We start from the raw sequence: 25,537 nt of genomic DNA, 5'->3' as shown, positions 1-25,537 counted from the left end.
CACTGATTGCTAGACTCGATTAGAATGTTAACTCGTTAACACAAAAAGATTATTGCTAAGGAAGCCTGCTTCATGACAGTTCGATACGACGAGCGTACAGCATTGCAGAGCCTAGTGGCTAATGACTCTTCTAATCACATGGCGGAAAGCGATCATATAGAGTCTTACAGCAAGGTATTAAGCCTAACTAAATATCTGCAAATTGGACTGATCCTACTTTTCTTCATTATTGGTAGTATCGCTGCCCCAATGGCTTTTCGTACCGGTAGTGATCAGCAACTGAATATTTTTTGGCTTCTAATCGTCTTATTAGGCACCCATTTCCTAAGTCTTTTCCTATGGCTGCTTAGTCAACTACGTCAGTCAGCCCAAACAGCTCACGCTCCCGCTTGGTTCAGCGTTTTACTCAACAAGCTAGGACGCCTGTTCGGCTTGTCAGAGCAAACGCTGAGTTATTTTATTCAATTACGTTTCAGTGGTGCGGTCGGCATTTGGCACATTGGGCGTATTGTTCATAGTGCTTGGACTGGCTATTTGGTCGGTGGCTTGCTAAGTGCGCTGCTGTTTCTAATGACCCATCAAGTGCAATTCATTTGGGAAACCACTTTGCTGACCCAAACGGACTTCCGTACTTTAACTCAAGCCATCAGCGTCGTGCCTGCTTGGTTGGGTGTTGCACCACCAAGCTTGGATGATATTGCTTGGAGCCAAATCGGCAATCTGACACAACCCGACGACACTCGAAAAACTTGGGCCGTGTGGATCTTATCCTGCGTGCTAATTTACGGCGTTATGGTGCGCGGACTGTTCGTCATACTGTGTCATCTCTTCTATCGTCAACAGCGAAACAAGTTATGGCGCTCTTTTATTCCTACCTCGCGACCTGATTCACAGACGCATCGCGAGATCCTAGACGCAGAGCAAATCTCTGTCGTACAAGCCTCTGCCGCGGATGCAAAGGTACCAGCACCAAAGACGGCTATCATTCAAACCTCTCAACCTGTTCACTATTTTTTGTTTGAATGGAGTCGAGGCATACCGCCTGCCCTGGAGCAAGCTGAGCACCTTAGCACTTTAAATGACAGCCAAGCGCAGCAACATTTTCTTGAAACACACCAAGATGGGCGCATTATTGTTATTGATGCAGAGGTCAGTCCGGATCGTGGCAGCTTACGCTTTATGGGCCAAGCTCAGCCGCTGACCAACCAGTTTTATGTGTGTGGCGATGGCTTTGTTGAAGCTTGGACACAGGCATTGCTAGAGCGCGGTATCGAGCCGCGACAAATCGCTCGTCTATCGGATAATCACCAAGGATAAGCTCATGCCAACCTCTTTACTTATTGTCGGTCACGCCAACACAGGCAAAACCTCGCTGATCCGCACCTTGATAAGAGATCATGAGTTTGGTGACATTCAAAACTACTCGGGCACCACACGTCATGTTGAGAAAATATCTTTACAGCTTAATGATCAACCACTACTCGACCTGATCGATACCCCTGGGTTTGAGGATTCCATCGGCCTATGGCAAACCCGCCAAACGCCGGATTATGCCTCATTCTCAAACGAGCAATGGCTTAACCAAGTGCAACAGGACACTCGCCTGCACACAGACTTTGAGCAGGAGTTTAAGATTCTTAAACAGCTGAGTCGCTGCGATATCATTTTGTACGTTATTGATATTCGCCAAGCACCTCTCGGCAAATATCTGGATGAGTTGAACATTCTCGCTTGCGCCAATAAGCCGATTGTGCCAATTCTGAATTTCTGCAACGCCCAAGACAATTATGAACAGGATTGGAAACGTTATCTGGCTGAGCGCCAGTTACATGCTTATGTGCGCTATGACACGGTAGCGTTCTATCTCGCCGATGAACGTAAGCTCTATCAAACCTTACAAAGCCTGCTGCCAGAACAATACGACGCACTGCAGACATTCATCAAACAACGGGAACACGATGCTGAGTTGCGCTTAAAGAATGCCAAACGGGCGCTTGCCCACACACTCGTACAATGCGCGACCGGCCAGCAAATCTGTCAAACACAAGCCCCCACAGCGGAAGAAACATACCGCTTTGAAAACCGTATCCGACAACTGGAAAAAAACTTTATTAAACAATGTTTATCACTCTACGCATTTCGCGAAGAAGACGTTGCATTGGATGATCTAGCACTGCAAGAAGGTCAGTGGCAGCAAGATCTGTTTGACGCAGACACACTAAAGAGTTGGGGCATTAGCACCGGTTCCAGTGCCGCGGCTGGCGCTGCGATTGGTGCTGGCATTGATATTTTAACCGCTGGGTTGAGCTTAGGTGCTGCTACCACCTTAGGCGCGCTAATCGGCGCTGGCGTACAAACTGGACGCTCTTTCAAAACGACCTTAATGAATAAACTTCGTAATCGCTCGGTACTGGCGCTCAAGCCAGAAAGCTTAATTGCCCTGCTGTGGCGTGGTACGCAATTGATTGAGCATTTGCATCATCGTGGCCACGCTGCTCAGCTGGCATACCAAGGCTCTGACGCCACCGCTGCGTCGAAAGCGGAGTTAGCCCGTTTAGAGAAGTTATTCGCCAAAATCGGTCAACGCACGGAATGGCAAGGCTTGCCGCAAGCGCCAGAGCACGAGCTGATCTCACAACTGCAGCACGAGATTGCACAACGCCTACCCGAGAATGAATGAGCGAAACGCAGAGAATTAGAGCAAGGCAAGTTCTTGATCCAGCGCTTCTTGTTTGGCTTTCATCAGCTCTTCGCAATGACGTACTAGCTCGGGAATGTCTTTTTCGGTTAGCCCTTCGGTAAAAATCGGATCCATCACTTCGACCTTAGCATAGCCATTGTTAAGGCAGTTGAGTTTGACTTGATTATGAGTTGAACTACAGACTACAGGAATAATCGGCACTCCCGCTTGAATCGCGGCGTGAAAAGCGCCACGCTTAAACGGCAACCAGCCGCGACCTCGGCTTCGCGTACCTTCTGGAAACATCCAAATCGACAGCCCCGTCTCACGCATGCGCTCAACAATTTGAGCAATGGTGGCAATCGCTTTATCGCGATCATTACGGTGAATCAGGAAATTGCCGGTGGCCCAATAGAGCCAACCAAAAAAAGGTAACCACTTAAGGGTGCTTTTGCCTACGGTCACAGTGCCGTGCGGTACGACATGAGAAAAGGTAAACAGATCAAAGTTATTTTGATGGTTGCCAATATAAACCGCCTGCGGCACATCGTAGACTTTATAAGAAACATGCTTATAAACCGTTAAACCAAATAACTTGGAAACAGGAGCAAAAGCTTTGGCAATGTAATACACGCGATCTTTGGAGCGCGCCAAAAAGAGACTCATGATAAGCCCCCCAGTGGTCACCACTACGATCAGAAAAAACAGTATCACCAGCCGAAAAAACGCGATCATCACAACACCCTTATTCTCACGTCAACTCTCGTATTCTAGCTCATAGACAAGCAGTCTACCTAAGCAACTATTTGCGCCAGCGGGTATCGCGCCAAAAATCGATCTGGGCTGGTTCCAAAAAACTCCACGCCACAAAGCGGCTGATTTTTTGTCCCTGCGCCATTTCGACCGTTTTGACTTGCACCACACCCGCCGCTTCTAGAGCACGATAGACGGCAGGCAGGTTCTCTTTGCGTGCGACCAAGCTGGTAAACCAGAAACAGCGATCTTTGTAAGCCACACTTTCTTTGATCATGCGCGCGATAAAACCAGCTTCACCGCCTTCACACCAAAGTTCAGGGGCGTGGCCACCAAAATTAAGTGTGCTTTTATTCGACTCGCCCTTCAAACCACGCCACTTGCGTTGGTTTTCCGATTTCATGTCGTGCTCACTGGCATGAAACGGCGGATTACACAGGGTCACATCAAACAGATCTTCGTTTTGCCAGATGCCATCAAAGATGGACTGCTCATCTCTTTGTAAACGTAGCTTGATGCGTTTTTTCAAACTGGCGTTAGCATCGACCACAGCTTGTGCCGCTTGAACAGCGATCGGGTTTACATCTGAGCCAACAAACTGCCAGCCGTATTCTTGCGAACCTATAATCGGATACACACAGTTCGCCCCAGTGCCTACGTCTAACGCACGAACACCTCGTCCACGGGGAATTTGCCCGTCATTACTGTCCGCCAATAAGTCGGCCAAGTAATGAATATAATCGGCACGCCCGGGAATCGGTGGACACAGGTAGCCTTCTGGAATATCCCAAAACAGCACCCCATAGAAATGGTTGAGCAAGGCACGGTTAAGCGCCTTGACCGCATTAGGGTCGGCAAAGTTGATGGTCTGACTACCGTATTGGTTCAACTGAATATAAGGCGCAAGCTCAGGGCACGAATCCGCTAACAAGGTAAAGTTATAGCGGGAACGATGAGGATTACGTGGATGTAGCTTTAACTTGAGCTCTTTTTTCGACATGCGTTAAGTTGGCCAAATTGGTAGAAAACGGGTTGATAAAAATGCCTATTTTAAAGGGTTTTACCGTGAACTAACAAATACTACTACGAAGCGGGATAGGGAATCATATCTTGAACAACACCCGCGCAAAGGTTTCGTAACCAAATACCACCGGGATCATGACTTTGTTCCGAAGGCCAAGATAAATAATAGTTCACTGGCGGAAAGTCATAGGGCAGCGGTTTAATCAACAAGCCAAACTGTTTTTGAAAACGCAACGCAAGTAACTGACTGGAACTAAACAGCAACTCGGTTTTGCCCACCGCTTCCAATGCCGACATAAAGTACGGCGTACGGAGCGTATAACTGCGTTCTTTAGCACGCTCTCCTAACGCAGACTCACTGTAAACCTGAGTACTGCCACCAAGGGTCACTAAAACATGATTGTAAGACAAGAACTCATCCAAACTTATCTGCTCTTGAGCGGCCAACGGATGATGCTTAGACATAATACAGCCGAACTTCTCTTGCCCTAATAAGCATCGTTCGAAGCGACTTGGTAGCTGAACATATTCGCTGCAAAGCACCGCATCCACGGTTTGGTTTTCACTGCGTAATAAGCTGGTTTCCGTGACCAAGCTGGTTTCCAATGAGGCGTTGGGAGCGACTTGATAAAAACGTTCCGCAATGGTCGGCATATACGCCTGCGCCTGATAATGAGAGGTCTGCAGACGGAATACACGTTCGGATTTTTGTGGGTTAAATTCCCGCTCATTGCTCAGGCCATTCATCTGCTCAAGGATTTGTCGCAACGGCATTTCCAGCGCCAATGCCTTACTGGTTGGAATCATCCCCTTGTTGGTACGAACAAACAGCGGATCATCAAAGGCGGTTCGCAAGCGATTCAGCATACGGCTCATCGCAGGTTGGCTTAAATGCAGTTTATCCGCGACACGCCCGACATTGCGTTCTTCTAACAAATACAAAAGCGCCGTCATCGTTTTCATATCAAGATGCATCATGTTGCTCGACAGCATAGCTTTATCCACTTATCGCATAATTATTAAAAACATTATGCATTGGATAAATGAGCAAAACTAGCACACCATTTAATTCATTCTATTCACTGTTTCCGAGGACATCGCCATGCAGCGCCAACAGTTTCTGTACGGTTTATTTTTCTGCAGCCTGTGCGTGCTGTTTTGGAGCACCTTGCCCATTGCGCTCAAGCTTTCTGGAGGATTCTCTGATCCTGTCACACTGACTTGGTTACGCTTCTCTGTGGCAGGTATTGTTTTACTGATCTGGCAAGGTCTACGTGGCAAATTACAGGAATTCACCCAACTGAACGGTAAACAGTGGCTCATCCTGCTGGCTGCTGGCACGCTGCTGATCATTAACTACAGCTTTTTTGCTTGGAGCTTGGATTTCTTACACCCAGGTGTGGCGCAATTGAGCTTTCAGGTCGCGCCCTTGTTTTTAGCGGTGGGTGGCATGGTGTTCTTCAAAGAGCGCATTCGCTGGCAACAATGGGCCTGCTTTGCCCTATTGGCATTGGGCATGCTGGTATTTTTTCACCCAGTGTTAAGCGGTAACCTGAACGGCGACCCCAGTATGATCGCGCTAGGTTTTCTGATCGTACAAACCTCCGCGTGTGCTTGGTGTTTCTACGCCTTATTACAAAAATCGCTTTTTAATAAACTGTCATCAACCAATATTTTGCTGGGCATTTATCTATACGCGCTGGTTGTGATGTTGCCATTCAGCTCGCCAAGCGAACTGCTAGAAATGGACAGGTCGCAAACCTTGGTGGCGGCTTTCTGCTGTGTGAATACCTTGATTGCCTATGGTGCCTTTGCTCAAGCCATGAATTACTGGCAAACGGTGCAAGTCAGCGCTTCCATTGCCCTCACACCGGTAATTGCCTTTATTGTCACTGAGCTGTGCGTTGCACTGGGATTGTGGCAAGGCATTATCGAATCCAGTCATGCCGATACATTAAGTTTATTTGGTATGGCTCTGGTGGTGATGGCGGCCATCTCGGTGCAGTTTATTACGGCGGCGTTAAATAAACGTCAACGACGTTTAGAGCAGCTGGAGACGTCTGCCGCTTAGTCGTTACGCAATTCTCAATTCCCCCGCTACAATGAAGAGATAGTCATTGAAAAGTGGGGGAGACTTATGAAATTTGATGCCCTTTGTGTGCGCGATGTCATGTCTCGCAATACCTTTCATGTTTACCCAAACACACGTATAGACGACTGTGCCGAACAGCTGGCGCACCATAAGCTAAGTGGCGCTCCTGTCACCGACCTATATGACCACGTGATTGGTTTTGTCTCTGAGCAGGACTTACTCGAACCATTGAGCCAGTCGGTGTATTACTGCCACCAACCCGGTAATGTGGAGAGCGTCATGCGTGAAGACGTGCTGACTGTGTCACCCAGCATGCAGGTCATGCAGGTGGCTAAGCTGATGATGGAAGACAAACCGAAAATCTTCCCAGTCGTTGAGGATGGTCGCTTGATTGGTGTGATCACGCGACGCTTAGTCACTAAGACCTTGCTGCAAGCGCAACGCAGTTGTGTCCCGGTTTAACCCTTATTTAGCTGGCAAGTTGCTTGCCGATGTAGAACGGAATCACGCTAAGGGACAACACCAGTAAGACAGCGACGACGGTAAACACGAACTCAACAGGGTTTTGTCGAGCATGGGTAATAAAGCCCGCCAGCCAATCACGAGTGGTGATTTGTTGTGCTCGCGCCGCTCGTTGCGCTTGATCTTCCGCAATCAGCACTTTTGCCTGCTGAGCTTGGGTTTTGTCGCGCACCCAAATCCCAGCCATGGAAATCTGCCAACGACCAGCACTGGTTTCGTAAAACTCGATTTCATGCTCGTTCAGTAGACCACGGATGTCATCCGCTTCTTCGTCCGGAACATTCTTTAAACGAAATACCAACTGTGCCACGCCACTCTCCACTTAGTTATCAATCTGGGTTCGCTGCGCAGGATAACAGACCCCTTTGATCAATCAAACGCTTATTCAACAGGGTGAGCTTTTTGGCGAATACTTAGAGTAATCGACGCCACTTCAAAGCCAAACTTGGTCAGTACTGACTCGTTAATCAAATGATCTGGCGTCACTAAATACATACGATCATCAACATTTAAATCAATGGTATCGCCATCATAAGGCACCCGCAGTACGTATTTCATAAACAAGGCATTGCCCGCCGTTTCTAACTGACCTTGACCGACCACATCGCCCGCCGTGGCTGTATACGTACCGTCGGTATTTGGCGTGAGTGTCCAAACCCGCTCTTGGCGCTCTCCATCATCGAATACAAACCACTCTTCTAGAGTTCCCACCCCCTCATTCCAACTGCCTTTAAGATCGGCATAAAAAGAGCGGGTGACTTTGCCGGAGCGATCTTTTAGCACTCCGTGAGCCACCAAATCCCCTTGAAAAAATGCCTCAACATTAAACTTAGGCTGGTTATCTTGGTATTCCTCTATCGCCGTTGAAGAACAGCCTGTGAGCCAGACAATACTCAAGAACAGGGTAAGTAAACGGATCATGATCAGCCTCCAAAAAAGCTTTATCAGGGAAAGTTTTATTCTGGATATTGGTAATGAATATCGACGGTTTGATATTTGCCTGAGCTGCTGGCAATGTTGCCACGGCCATTAAAACGCAACAGGTTATGGGACTCAGGGTCATAGGCTACGGTAATCGGATCCACCGCTAAGGAGACAAACCAAGAGGTCGGCGTAATGGCAAAGCAGACCGCTTCTTCACGCGTGCCCTCTAGACAGTCGACGCGCCCTACCTCAAAGCCTACGGTAGTGAGACGACTAGGCACCAGATAGTCAATGTCCATCTTTTGATTGCTAACCAAGTTGTCCCAATGCATTTTTACATAACGATCAAAACCTGCATCCACCAGCAGATGATCATTTACTTTTATGTGTTTATCGAACACCAGTGCATCAGATTTTTCACGGTATTCCACTTTTAAGCTATCACCTTGGCCTGTGACTTTAATCCATTCGCCGCGCAGCGCGTTGGTCTGCTCAAACGCTGGCGCTTGCTCGTATTCACCATAGCTCAATAGCTTCTCAGCAAATAACTCACCAGCGGGGTTGTAGTATTTCACTTCGTGCTTGTTACCAGCCACATAACGGTGCTTTTCCACATACAACAGTTTTTTCGAATCGGTATCGTATGCTTCGCCAATAACGGTTTTAGATGCCTGAGCACTGACTTGCATCGCGCACAAAGCTAGCGTCGCAGTAGCAATAAGTTTAAGCATGACTTCTACGTCCCTTATGTTTTAGTGTGAGTTTGGCGGCGAAGACGCCTATCTGCATCACCCAAAACCAGATAAACGCCATCAAAGCCCATGTCACGATACTAGACCGACCTAATGACACTTCTGCGAAATCAGCGCCTACAAAATAGCTCATGGGCGCAAAAAACGCTGCCAATACACTCAATAACCAAGGACGATCCAATCCCCAACTTAAACAGTGAAGAAATAAAGAGCCAACCCCCGCCCAAAGCCCTAGCAACCAAGGGGGCGGAATGGGAAACGTCCAGATCGACGGCGGCATTACCAACCAACCATCAAAAATCAGTACGCCATCAACAATTACGCCCAAAGCGACAAACAATAAGATAAGCCACCATTCACTGGAAGATTGAACAAAAACCAAATGATGTATCACGAAATACACCACGATGGCCGCCACTGCCCAGTTATCGCCTCCCAGCACACAGGCAAACCAAAACAACTGAAAGCTAATGGCATTGAACAGAGACTTAAGCATGGCAGGCCCCCGATCGGTTTGTTCAACTAGCGATGAGAAAAACGGTAATGGGGTTTAGCAAAGACAAACTGCCCAGTGCTGATGGCGCGCTCTCGGAAGCCCCCCTCACAATACGCGAGGTAGTAATCCCACATACGGCAAAACACATCATCAAACCCCTGCTGTCTTACTGTTTCAATGGCGCTGTGAAAACGCTCACGCCAATCCGCCAAGGTATCTGCGTAGTGTTCAGTAATGTCTTCGACGGCAACAATTTGCATATCGGTTTTCGTCGCAATTTTCTCTGCAATCACCGCGTTAGAGGGTAAACAGCCACCAGGGAAAATATAGCGCTGAATAAAATCGACTGATTTTCGGGCATAATCATAACGTTGATCGGCGATGGTAATGGCTTGAATCAACATCAAACCATCGGCTCTCAACAGCTCGCTACATTTGCTGAAGTAGCTGTTGTAGTACTCATGCCCTACTGCCTCAATCATTTCGATCGATACCAGCTTATCGTACTGACCGGATAGGTCTCGGTAATCCTCCAAAAGCAAGGTAATGCGGTCTTGCAAGCCCAGCTCTAACACTCGCGCTTTGGCAAACTCGTATTGCTCTTTTGAAATGGTCGTGGTGGTCACTTGACAACCATAGTTCTGCGCCGCATGGATCGCCATACCGCCCCAACCCGTACCGATTTCCAGTAGATGGTCATCGGGCTTCAGCTCCAGTTTCTGGCAAATTCGATCCAACTTGTGCACAGAGGCCTCATACAAAGTCGCCTCCGAAGAGGGATAAATGGCCGCGGAATACATCATGGTCGGGTCGAGGAACAACTCGAAAAAATCATTGCCTAAATCATAATGGGCCGCGATGTTTTTTCGCGAACCACCCTTGGTGTTAGCGTTCAATGCGTGAAACGCTTTACTGGCCCAGCGTGACCAGATCGGACGATTGGCATCGACTTCATTAATCACACTCAAGTTGGCACACATCAGACGTATCACAGCGGTTAAATCCGGCGTACTCCAGTAGCCTTTCATATAAGCTTCGCCCGCACCGATACTGGTGTTGGTAAAAACGTCTTTGTAAGCATGATTATCATGCACTGTAATGTGGGCGTGGTATTGGGCACTAACGAGACTTTCGCCAAAAGTGTAGGTGTTGTCGCCATCTTCTAATACTAAATGGCCAATTTCCAAGCGCTTTAAGATCGCAAAGACCGCTTTCTTCGCCGCCTTATCAACCATACTGCCACGACGAGACGCTTTTTTTCCCAAACCAAGACTGACTGAGTTGATCATTGAGTACTCCTTAATCGGAAGAATGCCCCAAGTTATGTTTTGGGTGATCGTGTACGGGTACACGCTTCATAAACAGCTTCAATGCTTGCCAATAAATGCCCCAAGCCACCTTGGCGGTCATCCATGGATAACGCCATAAAATCGAAGTTAGGCTAGCTTTGGTAATCGGCTCTCGACGCAAAGATAAAGTCGCGTCAAACACACATTGCTGTTCACCATCTTGTTGTTTGTTCTGCATGTGGATCGCTAACTTGTCACCTGGCAGATTACTGCGCCAGTCGTAAAAGTGATCCATCGGATGGAACGGCGAAACATGCATCGACTTGTTAATATGAGTACGCTGAATGGGGCGTTCTGGATCACAAGAAAAGACATAAGCGACCTTTTCACCCCAAGGAGTATTCGTCACTTGGAGTAACATGGCACGCAACTGTTCTTGCTCGTCATAGCAGTAATACACTGAAATAGGATTGATTAGATAACCGAAGTAGCGAGCATTGGTGAGCAATCGTACCGGACCTGATAAGGCAAGTCCTAAACGCCCATTTACCTCGTCTAAAACCGCCTGTTTCAAGGGCTTGGCACTATCACCAAAATAGTCGTCACGAACAAATCGAGCAGGACGCCAGCGTTTTGCCGACCACCAAGGGGTCAAAGCCAGAATCGACTCCACTTCGTCAAGGTCAAACAGCACCATACAGACTTCATAAGTAAAGCTATGCTGACGCGGGCTAAAGCGACGGTGCCGCACTCGTCCGGTGTACAGAGCACTGGCCCAGTCAGACATTACCAGTTCACTCCCAATGCCTTAGCAACGCGCACCGCACTCCAGCAACCGTCTTCATGGAAACCATTACGCCAATAAGCACCACAGAACCACGTATTGCCGACGTTGATTTCATGCCAACGCTCCTGTGCTTGGATACCCGCCAAGGTAAACGTCGGATGAGCATAGTGATAACGACCAATAATTTTGTTCGGATCAATCCCCGCACTGTGGTTTAAGGTCACTACAAAGGTCTGCTGTGAGCCTTCAATGCCCTGCAAGATATTCATGTTATAACTCAGGGTTGCGGGCTTGGTTTGATCCGTTCCTAGGTGATAGTTCCAACTTGACCAAGCCAGTTTCGCTTTGGGCAACAAGGCGGTATCCGTATGCAACACCACTTCATTGTCGCGATAAGGAATGGCGCCTAGAATGGCTCGTTCCTGCGCGGACGCATCTTCACCTAACAAAGCCAAGGCTTGGTCACTGTGACAGGCAAAGATCACGTGATCGAACTCTTCGGAGGTCTGATCGGCAAAGTACAGGGTCACTTTGTTCGGAGAACGGACGACACGCCCAATCTGACTATCAAGGCGAATTTTGTCTTTAAAAGGCTTAGTTAAGGGTTCCAAATAGGCACTGGAACCACCTTTAATCACATGCCACTGAGGACGATTACTGACACTTAACAAGCCATGATTTTTAAAGAAACGTACAAAGAAAATCAGCGGAAACTGCATCATTTCTTGCAACGTAGCCGACCAGATCGCACTGCCCATAGGAATCAGATAATGACTTGCAAACGTCTCACCATAGCCTTGACGTTTCAGGTATTCACCGAGCGTGATATCGGCCGCTAATTTGCCCGATTCCAAATCCTGAATGGACTCTTTATTGAAGCGCAAAATATCTTTTAACATGGTCAGAAAAGACCAATTCACAAGATTCTTACGCTGTGCAAACAGGGTATTTAGGTTATTACCACCGTACTCCAAGCCAGTGCGCTCGCAGCTTACGCTAAAGCTCATTTCTGTGGGCTTAGTCACCACATTTAGCTCTTTCATCAGGCGGATGAAGTTGGGGTAGGTCCAGTCATTATAGACAATAAAACCCGTATCAATATGACGCTCAACACCTTGATCATCGACCACCTTGGTGGCTGTATGGCCGCCTATGCGAGAGTCACGCTCAAATACCGTGATGTCGTATTCGCTGCGCAGCAAGTACGCCGCAGTTAATCCTGAAATACCACTACCTATAACGGCAACTTTCATGAGTGTTTACCCTTATTTTCAGCGCTTGCGCGCATTGTGCTTAAGCCAAGTTCGAGGAAACAGACGTGCCAGCGCTAATACGGCAGACAAACGTTTCGGAAAGGCGTATTCGTAGACCCGTTTTTCAATCGCGGTTTCAATGCGGTGCGCCGCTTGTTCTGGGGACATAATAAACGGCATATCGAAGTCGTTACGCTGAGTTAAGGGCGTGTCGATAAAGCCCGGCAGAATACAACTTACGGCAATACCGTCCGGCGCTAAATCCAAGCGCAATGAATCCAATAAATAACGCACGGCCGCCTTACTTGCACCATAGGCTTCAGAGCGGATGAAAGGGGCTTGTACTGCTTGAGAGCAAATCCCAACCAAATGCGCATCATCGCTTTTTTTCAGCAGCGCCAAGCAAACCTGTAAAGAGCGCACCATCCCCATGTAATTGACCTGATTGACGCGCTCAAATAAATCCCAATCAGGTTCATCAATATCCAAATACTCACAAGTGCCTGCGTTTAAAATCACCAAATCAAGCTGCTTTGTTCGCTGCTCTAGCTCTGCCTTGACCCGCTCGACGTCTTCATTTTTGCTGACATCAAAACGAATAAAGGACAACTCCTCAGGGTATAGATGTTGCAGATGCTTTAACTCCCCTTCTCGACGAGCTGAAACAATAACTTTGCATCCGTGCAATAGATAATGCTTAGCCAATGCCAACCCAAGTCCTGAGCTGGCGCCTGTAATCCATACTGTTTTTACTTTCGTTGTTGCTGCCATTTAACCCTCCGTGGCTAGACGTTTACGTAGTTTTTTGACCGCCCAACCAAGCACTGGCACATGCTCATAAATCATCTGCCCCATGTCATAAACATCTTCGTGATAATAGATGCGATCATCAAATTGAATTTGAGACATGCCGCGTACCACATGAGTCTCATTGCCCAGTTTAGGATGACGGAAATACATATTCCATTTAATGTAAGCGGTATCAGTGCCAACTAATTGATCTAGAAACTCAAATCGACCACTTTCCACACTTTCACACATATCTGAAAGATAAGCATGCAACTCTGCTAACCCCTGAATCTGGTGAACAGGATCTCGAAACTTCACCTGACAGGAATACACATCGCCAATGGCGTCAAGTCGAGGATGTTTAACATCCTTATAAAACGCTTTGAAGCGTTCTATTAACACCAGCTTTGAATTTGTATCGGTAACATGCATACAGATAATCCTATGCGTCGTAGTATGGAATGTGCCTATGATGGTTATACGCCAGAAAAAAAACTTTAGATCACTGATCCAATCACCAGACAGACTCGTATAATGCAATTGCGGAGAGGTCTTCGCCACACCCAGACTGACCCACGTGCACGTTTGGAGCCCTAGGATGAACACTGTTTCTGAAACAACGACTGACACCAGTTTGCTGGACGCAATGACCAAAGTTGCTAATGCTCGCGATACTCGAGCTCTTACGCACCTGTTTGATCATTATGCGCCGCGCATTCGGGCTTTTTGCCTTGCGGCACAACCCGGCGCCAATCTGATGGCAGATGACATCGCGCAAGAAGTTATGATTCGCATATGGAACAAAGCGCATCTTTACAACCCTGCTACGGCGTCATTGAACACATGGATCTTTACCATTGCTCGAAATGCGCGCATTGATTATATGCGTAAGAACGGACGCTATCAGAGTGATATTGATCCCGAAGAATTTTGGAGCGAAATGGCCGATGAAAATGCGGATCCATTTCGTGAAGCGCAACAACAACGAGATGAAGAACGCATTCGTGAAGGCTTGAGACAACTGCCAAATGAACAACAGCAAGTGTTGTCAAAAGTCTATTTGGAAGGCAAAAGTCATTCCGAAGCATCTGAAGAGCTTGGCTTACCGCTGGGTACGGTCAAGTCTCGTATCCGTCTCGCGTTAAGTAAGTTATCCGTAATTATTAAGAGGTAGTCGATATGCTTAGCTGCCATCCAACACTAGACACATTGACCGATTATTCTGCCGGTGCTTTGCCGCTGGCCCACGCACTTGCTGTATCCGTGCACCTTGACCAATGTACTCAGTGCCGTGAGCAAGTTAGACGTCTTAACATGGTAGGCGCTGAGCTGTTTGCCACGCATTCTGAAACCACTAGCCAAGAGCACATGGCCAAGCTAAAAGACAACGTCATGGCTGCGATTGCTAACTCTCAAGCGCAAGCTGAATCCCCAGAGGAGCGGGAGGGGTTTATGCACATTCCACAATCCCTACGTCGCTTTATCCCGAAAGGCTTCAATGGTTTGAACTGGATTCATTTAACGCCTTCTTTCAAGCTGGCCACTCTTTGCAATGAAATGGGCGGCGCTCAAATTGCCTTGTCACGGGTGAAACCAGGGGCGCGTTTGCCTAGCCACCGTCATACCGGTAATGAGATCACCGTAGTACTCAAGGGAGCCTTTTCTGACGAAGACGGTTTATACCGCGAAGGTGACTTTATTTGTCGCGATCATCACGACAAACACCAGCCTCGCGTGACCAAAGATGCGGAGTGCATTTGTCTGATCGTGCTCGATTCCCCTATCGAATTCACGGGTTGCTTGACCCGTTTGTTGAATCCAATTATGCGTCATTTCCACCCAAGTAATGCACTTAACGGCGGCTAATGTCGTCGAAAAAATAAACTAAAGCCTTGTCCTTGGAAATTTGATATAATTAGAACTCAATCTAAAAACTACAAGGAATACACCATGGCCTCGAAGAAGAAACAAGCCGATGTTCCAATGGAAACATCTGCGACAATCGCAAAACAAATGGAAGAGTTTTTGGCACGTGGTGGACAGATCGAGCAGATCGACCAAGGCGTTAGTGGTCAGACAAACTTTAAAGGTTCGCGCCACATTACCCTTGGTAACAGTAAGCCGAAAGCTTAACGCCTCCGAAAGCCGATCTTGTATCGGCTTTTTTGTATACAGTGACAAAGTGTCTAACTGTTCACTTTGTCATCAAGTAGACACAATTTCGTCACCGCGCTGTCACCGTCACTCCCTAGCCTGTTTTAAAGATACTAAAAGGTTAGCGGAGCTACATCGTGTTACAAGTCGAACAAATTATTTCTAGCAAGGCCCCTGGTTTTTTCGATAAGAGTCCTCTTATCACCAAGCCTACTATCAGCTTTTTAAAGCGTCTTTTTCACGAAAACGAAGTTAACCAATTCCTTGAACAACATGGCCATTGTGTTGGCTTTGAGTTTATTGACCGCGTCTTGGATCACTTCAATTTTGGTTACCAAGCCAGTCAGGTAGATCGTCGCAATATTCCAGCCATTGGCCGCACTTTGATCGTTGCCAACCACCCCCTAGGCGCTTTGGATGGTTTGGCGATTCTACGTTTGATCGCAGAAATTCGCCCAGATGTGAAGATTGTTGCCAACGACTTATTAATGGGCTTTGATGCTTTGAAGGGCTTGGTTCTGCCGGTCGATAACATCGGCGGCAAAACCGGTCGTAAGCAGCTAAAAGCCATTATGGACTGCTTACACCGTGAAGAATGTGTGATCATTTTCCCTGCAGGGGAAGTCTCACGGTTATCACCAAGTGGTGTGAAAGATTTGAAATGGAACTCGAGCTATTTAAAAATTGCAGAGAAAACCAATAGTCAAATCCTGCCGGTCCACATCGGTGGACGCAACTCAATGATGTTTTACACCAGCTCTTGGGTGTATCGTCCACTATCGACGATGCAGTTGGCCAATGAAATGTTCCGCCAGCGTAACCGCCGTATTCCAATCCAAGTAGGTGAGCCGATTCCGATCCAAGAACTGGCTAAACTCCCCCTCAGTACTAAGGAAAAGAACAAACTGGTGAAGCGCCATTTATATCGCATCGCCAAGGGTCGTAAACCGTTACTGAAAACCGAAAAGACCATCTCGCACCCACAAAATCGTCAACAGTTAAAATTAGAACTCAAACGAGCAGAACACCTAGGCTCCACGAAAGACAACAAACAAATTTATCTGGCGGAATACGAACACGAATCGAGCTTGATGCAAGAAATCGGTCGTCTGCGTGAAATCGCTTTTCGTAAAGTCGGTGAAGGTACTGGCGAGCAAAAAGACCTCGATAAATACGACCAGTATTACCGTCACCTAGTGCTATGGGACGAAGAGGAATTAGAGATCGTCGGGGCTTATCGCATCGGCGAAGTCTATCGCTATCTTAAGTCCGACAAAGACCACAGCATCTATAGCAGCACCTTGTTTAGCTACAGCTGCGATATGGAGCCTTATTTTGAGAAAGGTATCGAACTGGGCCGTAGCTTTGTGCAACCCAAATACTGGGGTAAACGCAGTCTTGATTACCTTTGGTATGGCATTGGCGCGTATCTAATGAAGCATCCAGAAGTGCGCTACATGTTCGGTCCGGTAAGCTTGAGTGGTAATTTTCCTCCGCTGGCAAAAGACATGATTGTGCACTTTTATCGCACCTACTTTGCCGACCATGAGCACTTGGCGGCATCTTTTAATCGTTACACCATTCAGCCAGAGCACAAAGAACTGCTGAAGAGTTACTTCTCTGGCACGAGCTACGAAGAAGATTTCCGGAGCCTGAAAGAGCAGCTTGGCAACCTTGGTGCAGCGGTGCCGACCCTGTTCAAACAATACAGTGAACTATGTGACGACAACGGTGTGCGCTTCTTAGACTTTGGTGTCGACGCTAGCTTCGGTTACTGCGTCGACGGTCTAGTGTTAGTGGATTTAGAGAAAGTAAAAGACAGTAAACGTAAGCGCTACCTAACTGAAAGCGATATAGCTCAAGAATCGTGATGGGAGCGATGCGTGTCATGCTGATGGTGTTTGCGATACCACAAATAACCTAATTTGATAATAAAGGCGACCGCTAGGACAAGTAATACGACATGAGCGAATTCCATAGAAACCTCCTCATTGAACGTGTGTTACTTCCTGAGTTTAGTCGTCGAAGCCAAAAAATTGTGCATAGTTTGAACAATATGCCCTCATTTTTAGCGCTCAAGTTATGTAATATGGGTTATAGGAGCGTTTAACTCGGGCGGATTGGGGATAACCCCCTTACTTACCCCCATTGGCGTAAGACTTGCTTGCAACATAGTTAGATGTGCATAAGTCACAAAATCCTATAGCGGACTCAAGGAGCTGAAGATGATTGAAAAGACCTATTTGAAAACCAAACCCGAGTGCAAAGTAAAATTTGCCTTACCTGCTGAGCAACTGGCAGGGGCAAAGCAAGTTTTCCTAGTCGGAGACTTTAACAATTGGGATGAATCGGCAACCCCAATGCGCAGACAAAAAACTGGCGTATTTGCCTCAACCATCAATCTTGAGAAGGACAAGCAGTACCAATTCCGCTACCTAGTCGATGGTACTACTTGGCTAAATGACGACAGCGCGGATGCCTATGCACAGAGTCCTGTGAGTTCAGAACATAACTGCGTATTGCACCTGTAATTCTCCTCATCTGCGGTTCCGAAGGGCCTTTGCTGACATAGCAAAGGCCCTTTTTTATGCTTCTGTGTCAAGCAGTTAGCCGTCACCCTACAAGTCCCAAGAAAATTTTTTATCTCTATCCATTTCAAAATCACTCATTTTATGTACAATGATTTTTATTAAACGCTCATTTAACAAAAATCATTGTGAGATGAAATATACTTGAGCAACCCAATTCAGCCCCATAAGGGCATGACGTTTTAGACTTTGAGAGGTGATACATGGCTAATAAGCAGCAATACATCCACGGCCGCTACGTTGCATCTACGACAGGTGAAACCTTCAATACGTACAATCCTGCAACAGGTGAACTGCTAGCAACGGTAGAATTGGCAGGTGAAGCAGAGCTTCAAGCCGCTGTTGATTCAGCCAAGCAAGGTCAACGTGTCTGGGCAGCTATGAGTGGTGTAGAGCGTGGTCGCATCCTAAAACGTGCAGCGGATCTACTGCGCGAGCACAACGAAGAAATCGCTAAGCTCGAAGTATTAGACACAGGTAAGCCGCTGCAAGAAGCCATCGTTGTCGATATTCAAACCGGTGCCGACGTGATCGAGTACTACGCTGGCCTTGCCGACAAAATCCAAGGCGACTTCCAAGATCTGAATGCCGACAGCTTCTACTACACGCGCCGTGAACCACTGGGTGTCTGCGCAGGTATCGGCGCATGGAACTACCCTATTCAAATCGCTTGTTGGAAATCTGGTCCTGCGCTGGCAGCGGGCAATGCGATGATCTTTAAACCATCGGAAGAAACACCGCTGACAGCCTACAAATTGGCAGAGATCTTTACCGAAGCAGGCCTTCCGGACGGTGTTTTCAATATCGTTCAAGGGGATGGTCGTACCGGTCAGTTAATCACTCATCACCCTGAAATCGACAAAGTTTCTTTTACTGGCGAAGTGGGCACTGGCAAAAAAGTCATGTCTGCGGCAGCCACTTCACTCAAAGAAGTGACCATGGAACTGGGTGGCAAATCACCTTTGATCATTTTCCCAGACATGCCGGTTGATCAAGCCGTGTCTGGTGCCATGTTGGCTAACTTCTACACCCAAGGTGAAGTCTGTACCAACGGCACACGTGTATTTGTGCACGAAGACATGATTGAAGCCTTTAATGCCGAATTGAAACAGCGCACCGAAGCCATGGTCATCGGCGACCCAATGGATATGGACACGCAAGTGGGCTCCTTGATTAACCAAGGCCATATGCAAAAAGTCCTAGACTACATCCAAGCCGCCAAAGACGCTGGCGCGACACTGCTGTGTGGTGGCGAGCGTTATGCTGAAAACGGCTGTGAAAATGGCGCCTTTGTGAAGCCAACTGTATTCACTAACTGTACAGATGATATGCCACAAGTGCGCGAAGAGATCTTTGGCCCCGTGATGTCTGTATTGAGCTTCAAAGAGGAAGACGAAGCCATCCGCCGCGCCAATGATACCAAGTACGGCTTGGCCGCTGGCGTGTTTACCAAAGACATCAGCCGCGCTCACCGTGTTATCAAGCAGCTTGAAGCGGGCATTTGCTGGATCAATACATGGGGGGCCTCCCCAGCAGAAATGCCAGTAGGTGGCTACAAAGAATCCGGCATTGGCCGAGAGAACGGTATTGAGACATTACGCGCTTACACTCAAGTGAAAAGTGTGTTGGTGTCTATGACGGATATCCCTAGCCCTTACTAATGCAGCGGAGTCATCATGAATAACGTATACGATTACATCATTGTTGGCGCGGGTTCCGCAGGCTGCGTGCTAGCAGACCGCCTAACAGAAAGCGGCGATCATACCGTGCTATTGGTTGAGATGGGCGGTTCGGATAAGAGCATCTTTATTCAAATGCCGACCGCATTGTCTTACCCAATGAACACTGACAAGTACGCTTGGCAATTCCACACCGACAAAGAAGCTGGCCTTGATGGCCGTGAAATGCACTGTCCTCGCGGCAAAGTACTAGGTGGTTCATCCTCTATTAATGGCATGGTCTACGTACGTGGTCACGCCTGTGACTTTGACGAATGGGAAGAACATGGTGCCAAGGGCTGGAACTACCAAAGCGTTCTGCCCTATTTCAAGCGTGCCGAAACGTGGAAAGGTGGCTCAGACAGCTACCGTGGTGGCGAAGGTCCATTAGCGACTAACAATGGCAACGATATGACCATGAACCCTTTGTACCAAGCATTTATTAACGCTGGTGCGGAAGCGGGTTATGGTACAACCGACGATTACAACGGCTACCGTCAAGAAGGCTTCGGCCCCATGCACATGACGGTGAAAGATGGCGTGCGCGCGTCCACCTCAAACGCATACCTTCGCCGCGCTATGAAGCGCTCGAATCTAACCGTTTTGACTGGCGTTCTTACTAAGCGCGTTCTGTTTGACGGCAAACGTGCCACAGGTCTTGAGTATCGTTACAACGGTCAGATCACTCAGGCCAAAGCCAACAAAGAAGTGATCCTAAGTGCCGGCTCGATCGGCTCACCGACCATTTTGCAACGCTCTGGTGTGGGTCCGAAACAAGTCTTAGACAATGCCCATGTTCCGGTTGTACACAATCTGCCGGGGGTCGGTGAAAACCTACAAGACCACTTGGAAGTGTACTTCCAATACTGGTGTAAAAAACCCGTCACACTGAATAGTAAGCTCGGCTTAATTAGTAAAGGCATGATCGGCACCCGTTGGATTCTGTTTAAAGACGGCCTCGGCGCGACCAACCATTTTGAATCCTGCGGTTTTATCCGCTCTCGTGCAGGGCTTAAATGGCCTAACATTCAATACCACTTCCTACCAGCGGCGATGCGCTACGACGGTCAGGCAGCGGTGGATGGTCACGGTTTCCAAGTACACGTGGGCCCGAACAAACCGGAAAGTCGCGGTAAAGTCTGGATCGAATCGAATGACCCAGAAGCCAAACCACGCATTCAGTTTAATTACATGAGCACTGAACAGGACAAACAGGATTGGCGCGACACCATCCGTCTAACCCGCGAGTTACTGCAACAATCAGCATTAGACGAATACCGTGGTGAAGAGATTCAACCGGGTATGCATATCGAGACAGATGAGCAAATCGACCGTTGGGTAAAAGACAACGTGGAAAGCGCTTATCACCCTTCTTGTACTTGTAAGATGGGCGCGGATGACGATCCGATGGCAGTGTTAGATGAAGAATGTCGTGTCCGTGGGGTGGAAAACCTACGCGTGGTGGACTCTTCGATCTTCCCAACCATTACTAACGGCAACTTAAACGCGCCAACCATCATGGTGGCAGAACGTGCTGCCGACATGATTCTAGGCAAAGATCTGTTGCCCGAAGCCGGTGTTCCAGTCTGGATTCATCCTAACTATGAGACCCAGCAACGCTAAACATTAGTTTAGCGTTACTCCACCTTAGGCCTCCTCGGAGGCTTTTTTTATGTCTATAGATTGCAGTTTCCAAAACGAGAGTCGTACGACCCGACTCTGTTCGGGGAGCAAACTCGCATTGCCTCAGATAGTTAGTTCTTCACATCACAGCCACCAAAACCAATTTTTAGCTCCACGCGCAAGCGCTAGAAGTCGCCGCGAAATTGTTTTGGTAACTGCCTCAGCACATAAACTTAACCATTGCTCTGTTCAAGGTTTATCAGTACTTTGTATATTAATTTCGTCTCTGTACACATGGATCCGTAACCACGATGGCAACTTTCACTACCTACTATTTGGAAATGCATTCTCCTCATCAACTCAATGCTAAAACGCTCCCAGAGTCGCTGAACATTGTTGAATGTGAGCAACCACAATACGAATTTAACCGTTTTCTATATCAGCTCGTTGGCGGTGCTTGGGATTGGGGGGATTTAGATAGCTTCACAGATAAGCAGTGGCAGGCTCGGGTAGAAGATAAAAATTTGAGAACATGGGTTGCTTACTACCGTGGAAGCATTGCAGGTTATTATGAGCTGTATCGACCAGACGGTGTAAACACCGAAATTAAATACTTCGGCCTTTCACAAGGAAATATTGGTAAAGGATTCGGTGGAGCATTGCTTAGCCAAGCGATTACATCCGCTTGGGAATGGTCTGGGACTCAAAGAGTTTGGGTTCACACATGTACATTAGACCACCCGAATGCGTTGAATAATTACATGTCGCGAGGCATGAAAGTCTTCAAGGAAGAGACCTCTGCTCTGACATGAAAAATATCTTTTAACACTACTAACAGAGAACCCTCATGAACATAAGGACATTACAGCCATCCGACATGGAAGCGGCCAGCGCCGTTTGTTTAGCGGCATTCCATCACTCGGTCGCCAGTTCATTGCCAGACGAAGGGATTGCCACCTTCCGCAACATCGCTATGCCTGAGTCTTTTCGAGAGCGAATGGCTAAGGACACAGTGATGCTGGTCGCTGAGGTTGAAAATAAGGTAGTCGGTGTAGCAGAACTAAGAGATGGCTGTCATGTTTCTATGTTGTTTGTATCCCCTGATCAGCAAAAACAAGGCATAGGTAAAGCACTTTTTAATGGGCTTTTACAGCAGGTACGCAGTAATAAGATCACCGTTAGCGCATCGCTGTCTTCGGTGCCAGCTTATCAAAAATATGGCTTTGGGATCTCAGGTAACGTTGGTCAAATCGCGGGACTAATATTTCAACCGATGGAGATGACAATTTTCTAGCGCCTTGGGAAACGCCAGAACAATAAAATATTCATTAACGCTGACGCCACATAGGTCATAGCACAAGCCGTCAGGATACGGCGTACTTTGGGAATGTCTTGGCTAGGTAAATAGCGGCCTTTCTGTAACATCGGTAAGGCTTTGTTGAAGCTGGCGTCCCATTCTTCTGGCAAGATTGCCAGTTGTACAAATACCGTTACCAGACCCAACGTGACAATGACTAAACCATGCAACACTGGTGTATAGGGCAAACGAAGAGCCGCACTTATCACAGGCCACGCGAATAGCATGATGACGGCAAGACGCTGTACCATCATGGCGTAAGGCAAATAGCGTGTTCTGAGACGGGCTACCGTCTCTTGGCGATGGTGAGCGATGGCATGCCCAACTTCATGGGCGGCGACTGCGACGGCAGTCAATGAACGTTCATTCAAAACATACGGGCTAAGACGTACGGTCTTGGCTTGGATATCGTAATGATCTTTCCCTTCATCGGCCATTTCGACTTTAACATCATGTAATTCATAGCGCTGTAAGCGTCTGGGCATCCACACCTTGAGTCTATTTTTTGACCTAAAACAGCTTTCTGATACTCAAGTGATGCAATCCAACACTGATATCTTTATGGTATGTCTAAGGTAGAGAGCTATGGATAGTTTAAGCTCCCAAGGACGGGAGCTCTACCTTTCTTCAGGAAGATCCTGAGCCGCATGGAGGCGGCGAGAGTGATTTGTCAGTGTGTCAGTTTGATGTTCCATGGTAATAAGTCATCAAGATCCACTCCCTTTTCCCGCTTCGGCAGTTCTTCAAACAGCTTCACAAGATAATCATAGGCAATCAAGCCATTGGCTTTGGCGGTTTCGATCAAGCTGTAAAGGTTCGCACTCGATTGCGCGCCGTTTGCTGTGTTGGCAAACAACCAATTTTTACGTCCAATCACAAACGGCTTGATGGCTCGTTCGGCGCGGTTGTTGTCGATATTGAGGCAGGGATCGTCAACGTAACGGATCAGTTTATCCCATTGGTTTAGACTGTAGTTCAGAGCTTTGGTCAGTTTGTCTGATGGTGGCTTCTGTGAAACCGTTTTCTCTAACCATGCTTTGTAATCTGCAAGCGCTTGCGGCGCATGGGCCTGACGATAGGCAAACGCTTCTTTAGTCGTCTTACACTGCTGTGCTCGGGCTTCAATCGCATACAGCTTTTGAATATGGTTCAGTGCTAGCGTATGTTTGCCCGCTTTTCCCTTGGGGGACGTTTTTGCAATGTCCATGAAGTAGCGACGTGCGTGGGCCCAGCAACCGACCAGCTGTGCGTCTGTTTGTTCATAAGCACCATAGCCATCAACCTGTAGGTAGCCTTGATAATTTTTTAAGAACGTTTTGGGACATTGTCCTGATCGCGAGAGCTGGAAGTCGTACAACACGATGCGTTGAGCCCCCGATGCTAATAATTTGGGGGGTGAGACATCTTGATCAGTACCACTGCAATACACCCACATGTAGCAGGTGTTTTTTGCTTCTTTGACCACATTCAGTGTGGTTTCATCTGCATAAAGTGCTGGTTGCTCCAGCAGCACTTCATATAAGCGATCATAAATAGGCTGTATCGCGATCGCACATTTTTCTATCCAGTCCGACATCGTTTGTCGGCTTAGCTCAATGCCGTATTGCTTAAACAGGGCTTCTTGGCGATACAGCGGCAAGGCGTATTGATATTTACCACTGATGATTTGCGCTAACAATGATGGGGTGGCGATGCCTTTTGGAATAAGACTTGGCTCAGGAGCTCGTTGCTTAATCTGTACACTAGTCCCCGTTTGATCACATTGTCGGCATGCATATTTCGGGCGAACGGTTTCAATAACTTTTAGTTGAGCGGGGATAAACTCTAGACGCTCTGCCTTGTCTTCCCCCATACGATGCAGGGCACCATGACAACCGTCACAGACTTTTTCACTGTCCGCAATATCGAGCAGCACCACTTCACGAGGTAGGTCTTTTGGCAAAAGCTGACGCTTTGGTTGCTTACGAGATTGTGCAATTGGTGTGTCAATCGCTTTATGCTCTGTCTCTTCTTCGAGCAGAGATTGTGGTTCATCGAATAACTCGCCTTGACCGGGCATGGCCTCAGAGCTTTTGCCAAACGCACGCTGACGAGCCAGTTGCCATTGTTCTAAAACATGCTGATAGCGTGATTGCCACTGCGTGATTTCGGTGTCTTTTTTGGCAATCTGTTGATCTTTTTCAGTCAACATCTGTCGCTGCTCAAGCAACATTTTCTTAAGCAGTTCAATATCGTCAGGGAGGTCATTCATTGTCTTCATCATGGCGTGGATTATACCATAACGGCCTTAACATAAAGCGTATTAGCCATGATATCGATATACAACATGTGGATGCGCTTGCTCTAATTCGAGAGGCAATCCTTCAAGCAGCCAATGTAACTGGCGTGTTGAAATGGTGAGAGACAGCTCATCATCTTCGATCCCTGGCCACTTAAAGGCCCCTTTTTCCAAACGCTTATAGTGCAACCAAAAACCATTTGCAGACCACTGCAAAATTTTGAGGCGGTTACGAGTGCGGCCACAGAAAACAAACAGTCGATCAGAGCAAGGTTCCTGCTCCAATTCATAGGCTACGATGGCACACAATCCATCAATAGATTTACGCATATCGGTTGGACCGCATATCAATATGACAGGCAAGGACTCAGAAAACCCAATCATGATTTATCTCCGTAAAAATGGAGAGGTTAGTGTGATTGAATTAACGAGTGAATGTGTAGATTACCGGACGCTTAC

28 protein-coding genes are annotated in these 25,537 nt (G+C 47.6%); 13 read left to right on the top strand and 15 right to left on the bottom strand.

Features of this window, described 5'->3' with window-relative positions; translation table 11 throughout:
- The first annotated feature begins 72 nt into the window (after nt 1-72).
- Both ASC49_RS17160 and ASC49_RS17155 read left to right on the top strand, forming a co-directional pair.
- On the top strand, nt 73-1,317 hold the full coding sequence (locus ASC49_RS17160) for a DUF2868 domain-containing protein (protein ID WP_055464473.1): 1,245 nt from the start codon (nt 73-75) through the stop codon (nt 1,315-1,317).
- Nucleotides 1,318-1,321: 4 nt separating this feature from the next.
- A complete protein-coding gene (locus tag ASC49_RS17155; protein ID WP_055464472.1) occupies nt 1,322-2,680 on the top strand; it encodes a DUF3482 domain-containing protein in 1,359 nt (452 codons plus the stop codon).
- A 15-nt stretch (nt 2,681-2,695) separates the two neighbouring features.
- Here the strand turns inward: ASC49_RS17155 and ASC49_RS17150 are convergent, their stop codons facing one another.
- From ASC49_RS17150 to ASC49_RS17140, 3 genes are all read right to left on the bottom strand, one after another.
- Nucleotides 2,696-3,415, bottom strand: a complete 720-nt coding sequence (locus ASC49_RS17150) for a 1-acylglycerol-3-phosphate O-acyltransferase (protein ID WP_055464471.1) — start codon at nt 3,413-3,415, stop codon at nt 2,696-2,698.
- A 67-nt stretch (nt 3,416-3,482) separates the two neighbouring features.
- A complete protein-coding gene (gene rlmF, locus ASC49_RS17145; RefSeq protein WP_055464470.1) occupies nt 3,483-4,433 on the bottom strand; it encodes a 23S rRNA (adenine(1618)-N(6))-methyltransferase RlmF in 951 nt (316 codons plus the stop codon).
- A gap of 83 nt (nt 4,434-4,516) precedes the next feature.
- Nucleotides 4,517-5,449 carry a LysR family transcriptional regulator gene (locus tag ASC49_RS17140; RefSeq protein ID WP_055464469.1) on the bottom strand — a complete coding sequence of 311 codons (933 nt, stop codon included), beginning with the start codon at nt 5,447-5,449 and terminating at the stop codon, nt 4,517-4,519.
- A 109-nt stretch (nt 5,450-5,558) separates the two neighbouring features.
- Here ASC49_RS17140 and ASC49_RS17135 point away from each other — a divergent pair, with 109 nt between their 5' ends.
- On the top strand, nt 5,559-6,527 hold the full coding sequence (locus ASC49_RS17135) for a DMT family transporter (protein WP_055464468.1): 969 nt from the start codon (nt 5,559-5,561) through the stop codon (nt 6,525-6,527).
- 66 nt (nt 6,528-6,593) lie between these two features.
- Nucleotides 6,594-7,010: a CBS domain-containing protein gene (locus ASC49_RS17130; RefSeq protein WP_055464467.1), complete on the top strand. Its 417-nt coding sequence runs from the start codon at nt 6,594-6,596 to the stop codon at nt 7,008-7,010.
- A gap of 7 nt (nt 7,011-7,017) precedes the next feature.
- Here ASC49_RS17130 and ASC49_RS17125 read toward each other — a convergent pair whose 3' ends face one another.
- From ASC49_RS17125 to ASC49_RS17085, 9 genes are all read right to left on the bottom strand, one after another.
- Nucleotides 7,018-7,380 carry a DUF6164 family protein gene (locus ASC49_RS17125; RefSeq protein ID WP_055464466.1) on the bottom strand — a complete coding sequence of 121 codons (363 nt, stop codon included), beginning with the start codon at nt 7,378-7,380 and terminating at the stop codon, nt 7,018-7,020.
- Nucleotides 7,381-7,451: 71 nt separating this feature from the next.
- On the bottom strand, nt 7,452-7,991 hold the full coding sequence (locus tag ASC49_RS17120) for a DUF3833 domain-containing protein (protein ID WP_055464465.1): 540 nt from the start codon (nt 7,989-7,991) through the stop codon (nt 7,452-7,454).
- Nucleotides 7,992-8,026: 35 nt separating this feature from the next.
- Nucleotides 8,027-8,725 carry a hypothetical protein gene (locus ASC49_RS17115; RefSeq protein WP_055464464.1) on the bottom strand — a complete coding sequence of 233 codons (699 nt, stop codon included), beginning with the start codon at nt 8,723-8,725 and terminating at the stop codon, nt 8,027-8,029.
- Complete coding sequence (locus ASC49_RS17110; RefSeq protein ID WP_055464463.1) at nt 8,718-9,242, bottom strand: DUF2878 domain-containing protein; 525 nt, start codon at nt 9,240-9,242, stop codon at nt 8,718-8,720. Before ASC49_RS17110 ends, ASC49_RS17115 begins: the two co-directional genes overlap by 8 nt.
- 26 nt (nt 9,243-9,268) lie before the next feature.
- The gene (locus tag ASC49_RS17105; protein WP_055464462.1) at nt 9,269-10,531 is read right to left on the bottom strand and encodes an SAM-dependent methyltransferase; all 1,263 of its coding nucleotides are present in this window, start codon (nt 10,529-10,531) and stop codon (nt 9,269-9,271) included.
- Between the two features lie 10 nt (nt 10,532-10,541).
- Entirely contained in the window at nt 10,542-11,318 is a 777-nt protein-coding gene (locus ASC49_RS17100; protein WP_055464461.1) for a DUF1365 domain-containing protein, read from the bottom strand.
- A complete protein-coding gene (locus ASC49_RS17095; RefSeq protein ID WP_055464460.1) occupies nt 11,318-12,571 on the bottom strand; it encodes an NAD(P)/FAD-dependent oxidoreductase in 1,254 nt (417 codons plus the stop codon). Before ASC49_RS17095 ends, ASC49_RS17100 begins: the two co-directional genes overlap by 1 nt.
- 18 nt (nt 12,572-12,589) lie before the next feature.
- A complete protein-coding gene (locus ASC49_RS17090; protein WP_055464459.1) occupies nt 12,590-13,342 on the bottom strand; it encodes an SDR family NAD(P)-dependent oxidoreductase in 753 nt (250 codons plus the stop codon).
- Nucleotides 13,343-13,792, bottom strand: a complete 450-nt coding sequence (locus ASC49_RS17085) for a nuclear transport factor 2 family protein (RefSeq protein WP_055464458.1) — start codon at nt 13,790-13,792, stop codon at nt 13,343-13,345. It abuts the gene before it with no gap.
- A 166-nt stretch (nt 13,793-13,958) separates the two neighbouring features.
- On the opposite strand from ASC49_RS17085, the gene ASC49_RS17080 reads away from it, so the two are divergent.
- The 9 genes from ASC49_RS17080 to ASC49_RS17040 all read left to right on the top strand — a co-directional run bounded on the left by ASC49_RS17080 (nt 13,959) and on the right by ASC49_RS17040 (nt 22,737).
- Nucleotides 13,959-14,534, top strand: a complete 576-nt coding sequence (locus ASC49_RS17080) for a sigma-70 family RNA polymerase sigma factor (RefSeq protein WP_055464457.1) — start codon at nt 13,959-13,961, stop codon at nt 14,532-14,534.
- A gap of 5 nt (nt 14,535-14,539) precedes the next feature.
- Nucleotides 14,540-15,226, top strand: a complete 687-nt coding sequence (locus ASC49_RS17075) for a ChrR family anti-sigma-E factor (RefSeq protein ID WP_055464456.1) — start codon at nt 14,540-14,542, stop codon at nt 15,224-15,226.
- An 84-nt stretch (nt 15,227-15,310) separates the two neighbouring features.
- Nucleotides 15,311-15,493 (top strand): hypothetical protein, encoded by a 183-nt coding sequence (locus ASC49_RS17070; RefSeq protein ID WP_055464455.1) that lies wholly within the window; start codon nt 15,311-15,313, stop codon nt 15,491-15,493.
- A 158-nt stretch (nt 15,494-15,651) separates the two neighbouring features.
- Nucleotides 15,652-17,385: a GNAT family N-acyltransferase gene (locus tag ASC49_RS17065; protein ID WP_055464454.1), complete on the top strand. Its 1,734-nt coding sequence runs from the start codon at nt 15,652-15,654 to the stop codon at nt 17,383-17,385.
- 354 nt (nt 17,386-17,739) lie between these two features.
- Nucleotides 17,740-18,045, top strand: coding sequence for an isoamylase early set domain-containing protein (locus ASC49_RS17060; protein ID WP_055464453.1), 306 nt, complete (start codon nt 17,740-17,742; stop codon nt 18,043-18,045).
- A gap of 260 nt (nt 18,046-18,305) precedes the next feature.
- On the top strand, nt 18,306-19,763 hold the full coding sequence (gene betB, locus ASC49_RS17055) for a betaine-aldehyde dehydrogenase (RefSeq protein ID WP_055464452.1): 1,458 nt from the start codon (nt 18,306-18,308) through the stop codon (nt 19,761-19,763).
- Nucleotides 19,764-19,778: 15 nt separating this feature from the next.
- Nucleotides 19,779-21,443: a choline dehydrogenase gene (gene betA, locus ASC49_RS17050; RefSeq protein WP_055464451.1), complete on the top strand. Its 1,665-nt coding sequence runs from the start codon at nt 19,779-19,781 to the stop codon at nt 21,441-21,443.
- Between the two features lie 311 nt (nt 21,444-21,754).
- Nucleotides 21,755-22,255 (top strand): GNAT family N-acetyltransferase, encoded by a 501-nt coding sequence (locus ASC49_RS17045; RefSeq protein ID WP_055464450.1) that lies wholly within the window; start codon nt 21,755-21,757, stop codon nt 22,253-22,255.
- 35 nt (nt 22,256-22,290) lie between these two features.
- Entirely contained in the window at nt 22,291-22,737 is a 447-nt protein-coding gene (locus ASC49_RS17040) for a GNAT family N-acetyltransferase (RefSeq protein WP_055464449.1), read from the top strand.
- On the opposite strand, the gene ASC49_RS17035 is transcribed toward ASC49_RS17040, so the two are convergent.
- The 3 genes from ASC49_RS17035 to tnpB all read right to left on the bottom strand — a co-directional run bounded on the left by ASC49_RS17035 (nt 22,734) and on the right by tnpB (nt 25,462).
- Nucleotides 22,734-23,285 (bottom strand): zinc metallopeptidase, encoded by a 552-nt coding sequence (locus tag ASC49_RS17035; protein WP_055464448.1) that lies wholly within the window; start codon nt 23,283-23,285, stop codon nt 22,734-22,736. The genes ASC49_RS17040 and ASC49_RS17035 overlap by 4 nt on opposite strands.
- 185 nt (nt 23,286-23,470) lie before the next feature.
- Nucleotides 23,471-25,063, bottom strand: coding sequence for an IS66 family transposase (gene tnpC, locus ASC49_RS17030; RefSeq protein ID WP_055464447.1), 1,593 nt, complete (start codon nt 25,061-25,063; stop codon nt 23,471-23,473).
- Nucleotides 25,064-25,102: 39 nt separating this feature from the next.
- Nucleotides 25,103-25,462 (bottom strand): IS66 family insertion sequence element accessory protein TnpB, encoded by a 360-nt coding sequence (tnpB, locus tag ASC49_RS17025; protein ID WP_055464446.1) that lies wholly within the window; start codon nt 25,460-25,462, stop codon nt 25,103-25,105.
- Between the last annotated feature and the right edge of the window lie 75 nt (nt 25,463-25,537).

Source organism: Marinomonas fungiae (assembly GCF_001418205.1).
Taxonomy (GTDB): domain Bacteria; phylum Pseudomonadota; class Gammaproteobacteria; order Pseudomonadales; family Marinomonadaceae; genus Marinomonas; species Marinomonas fungiae.
This window is presented reverse-complemented; position numbering and strand designations above follow the sequence as displayed.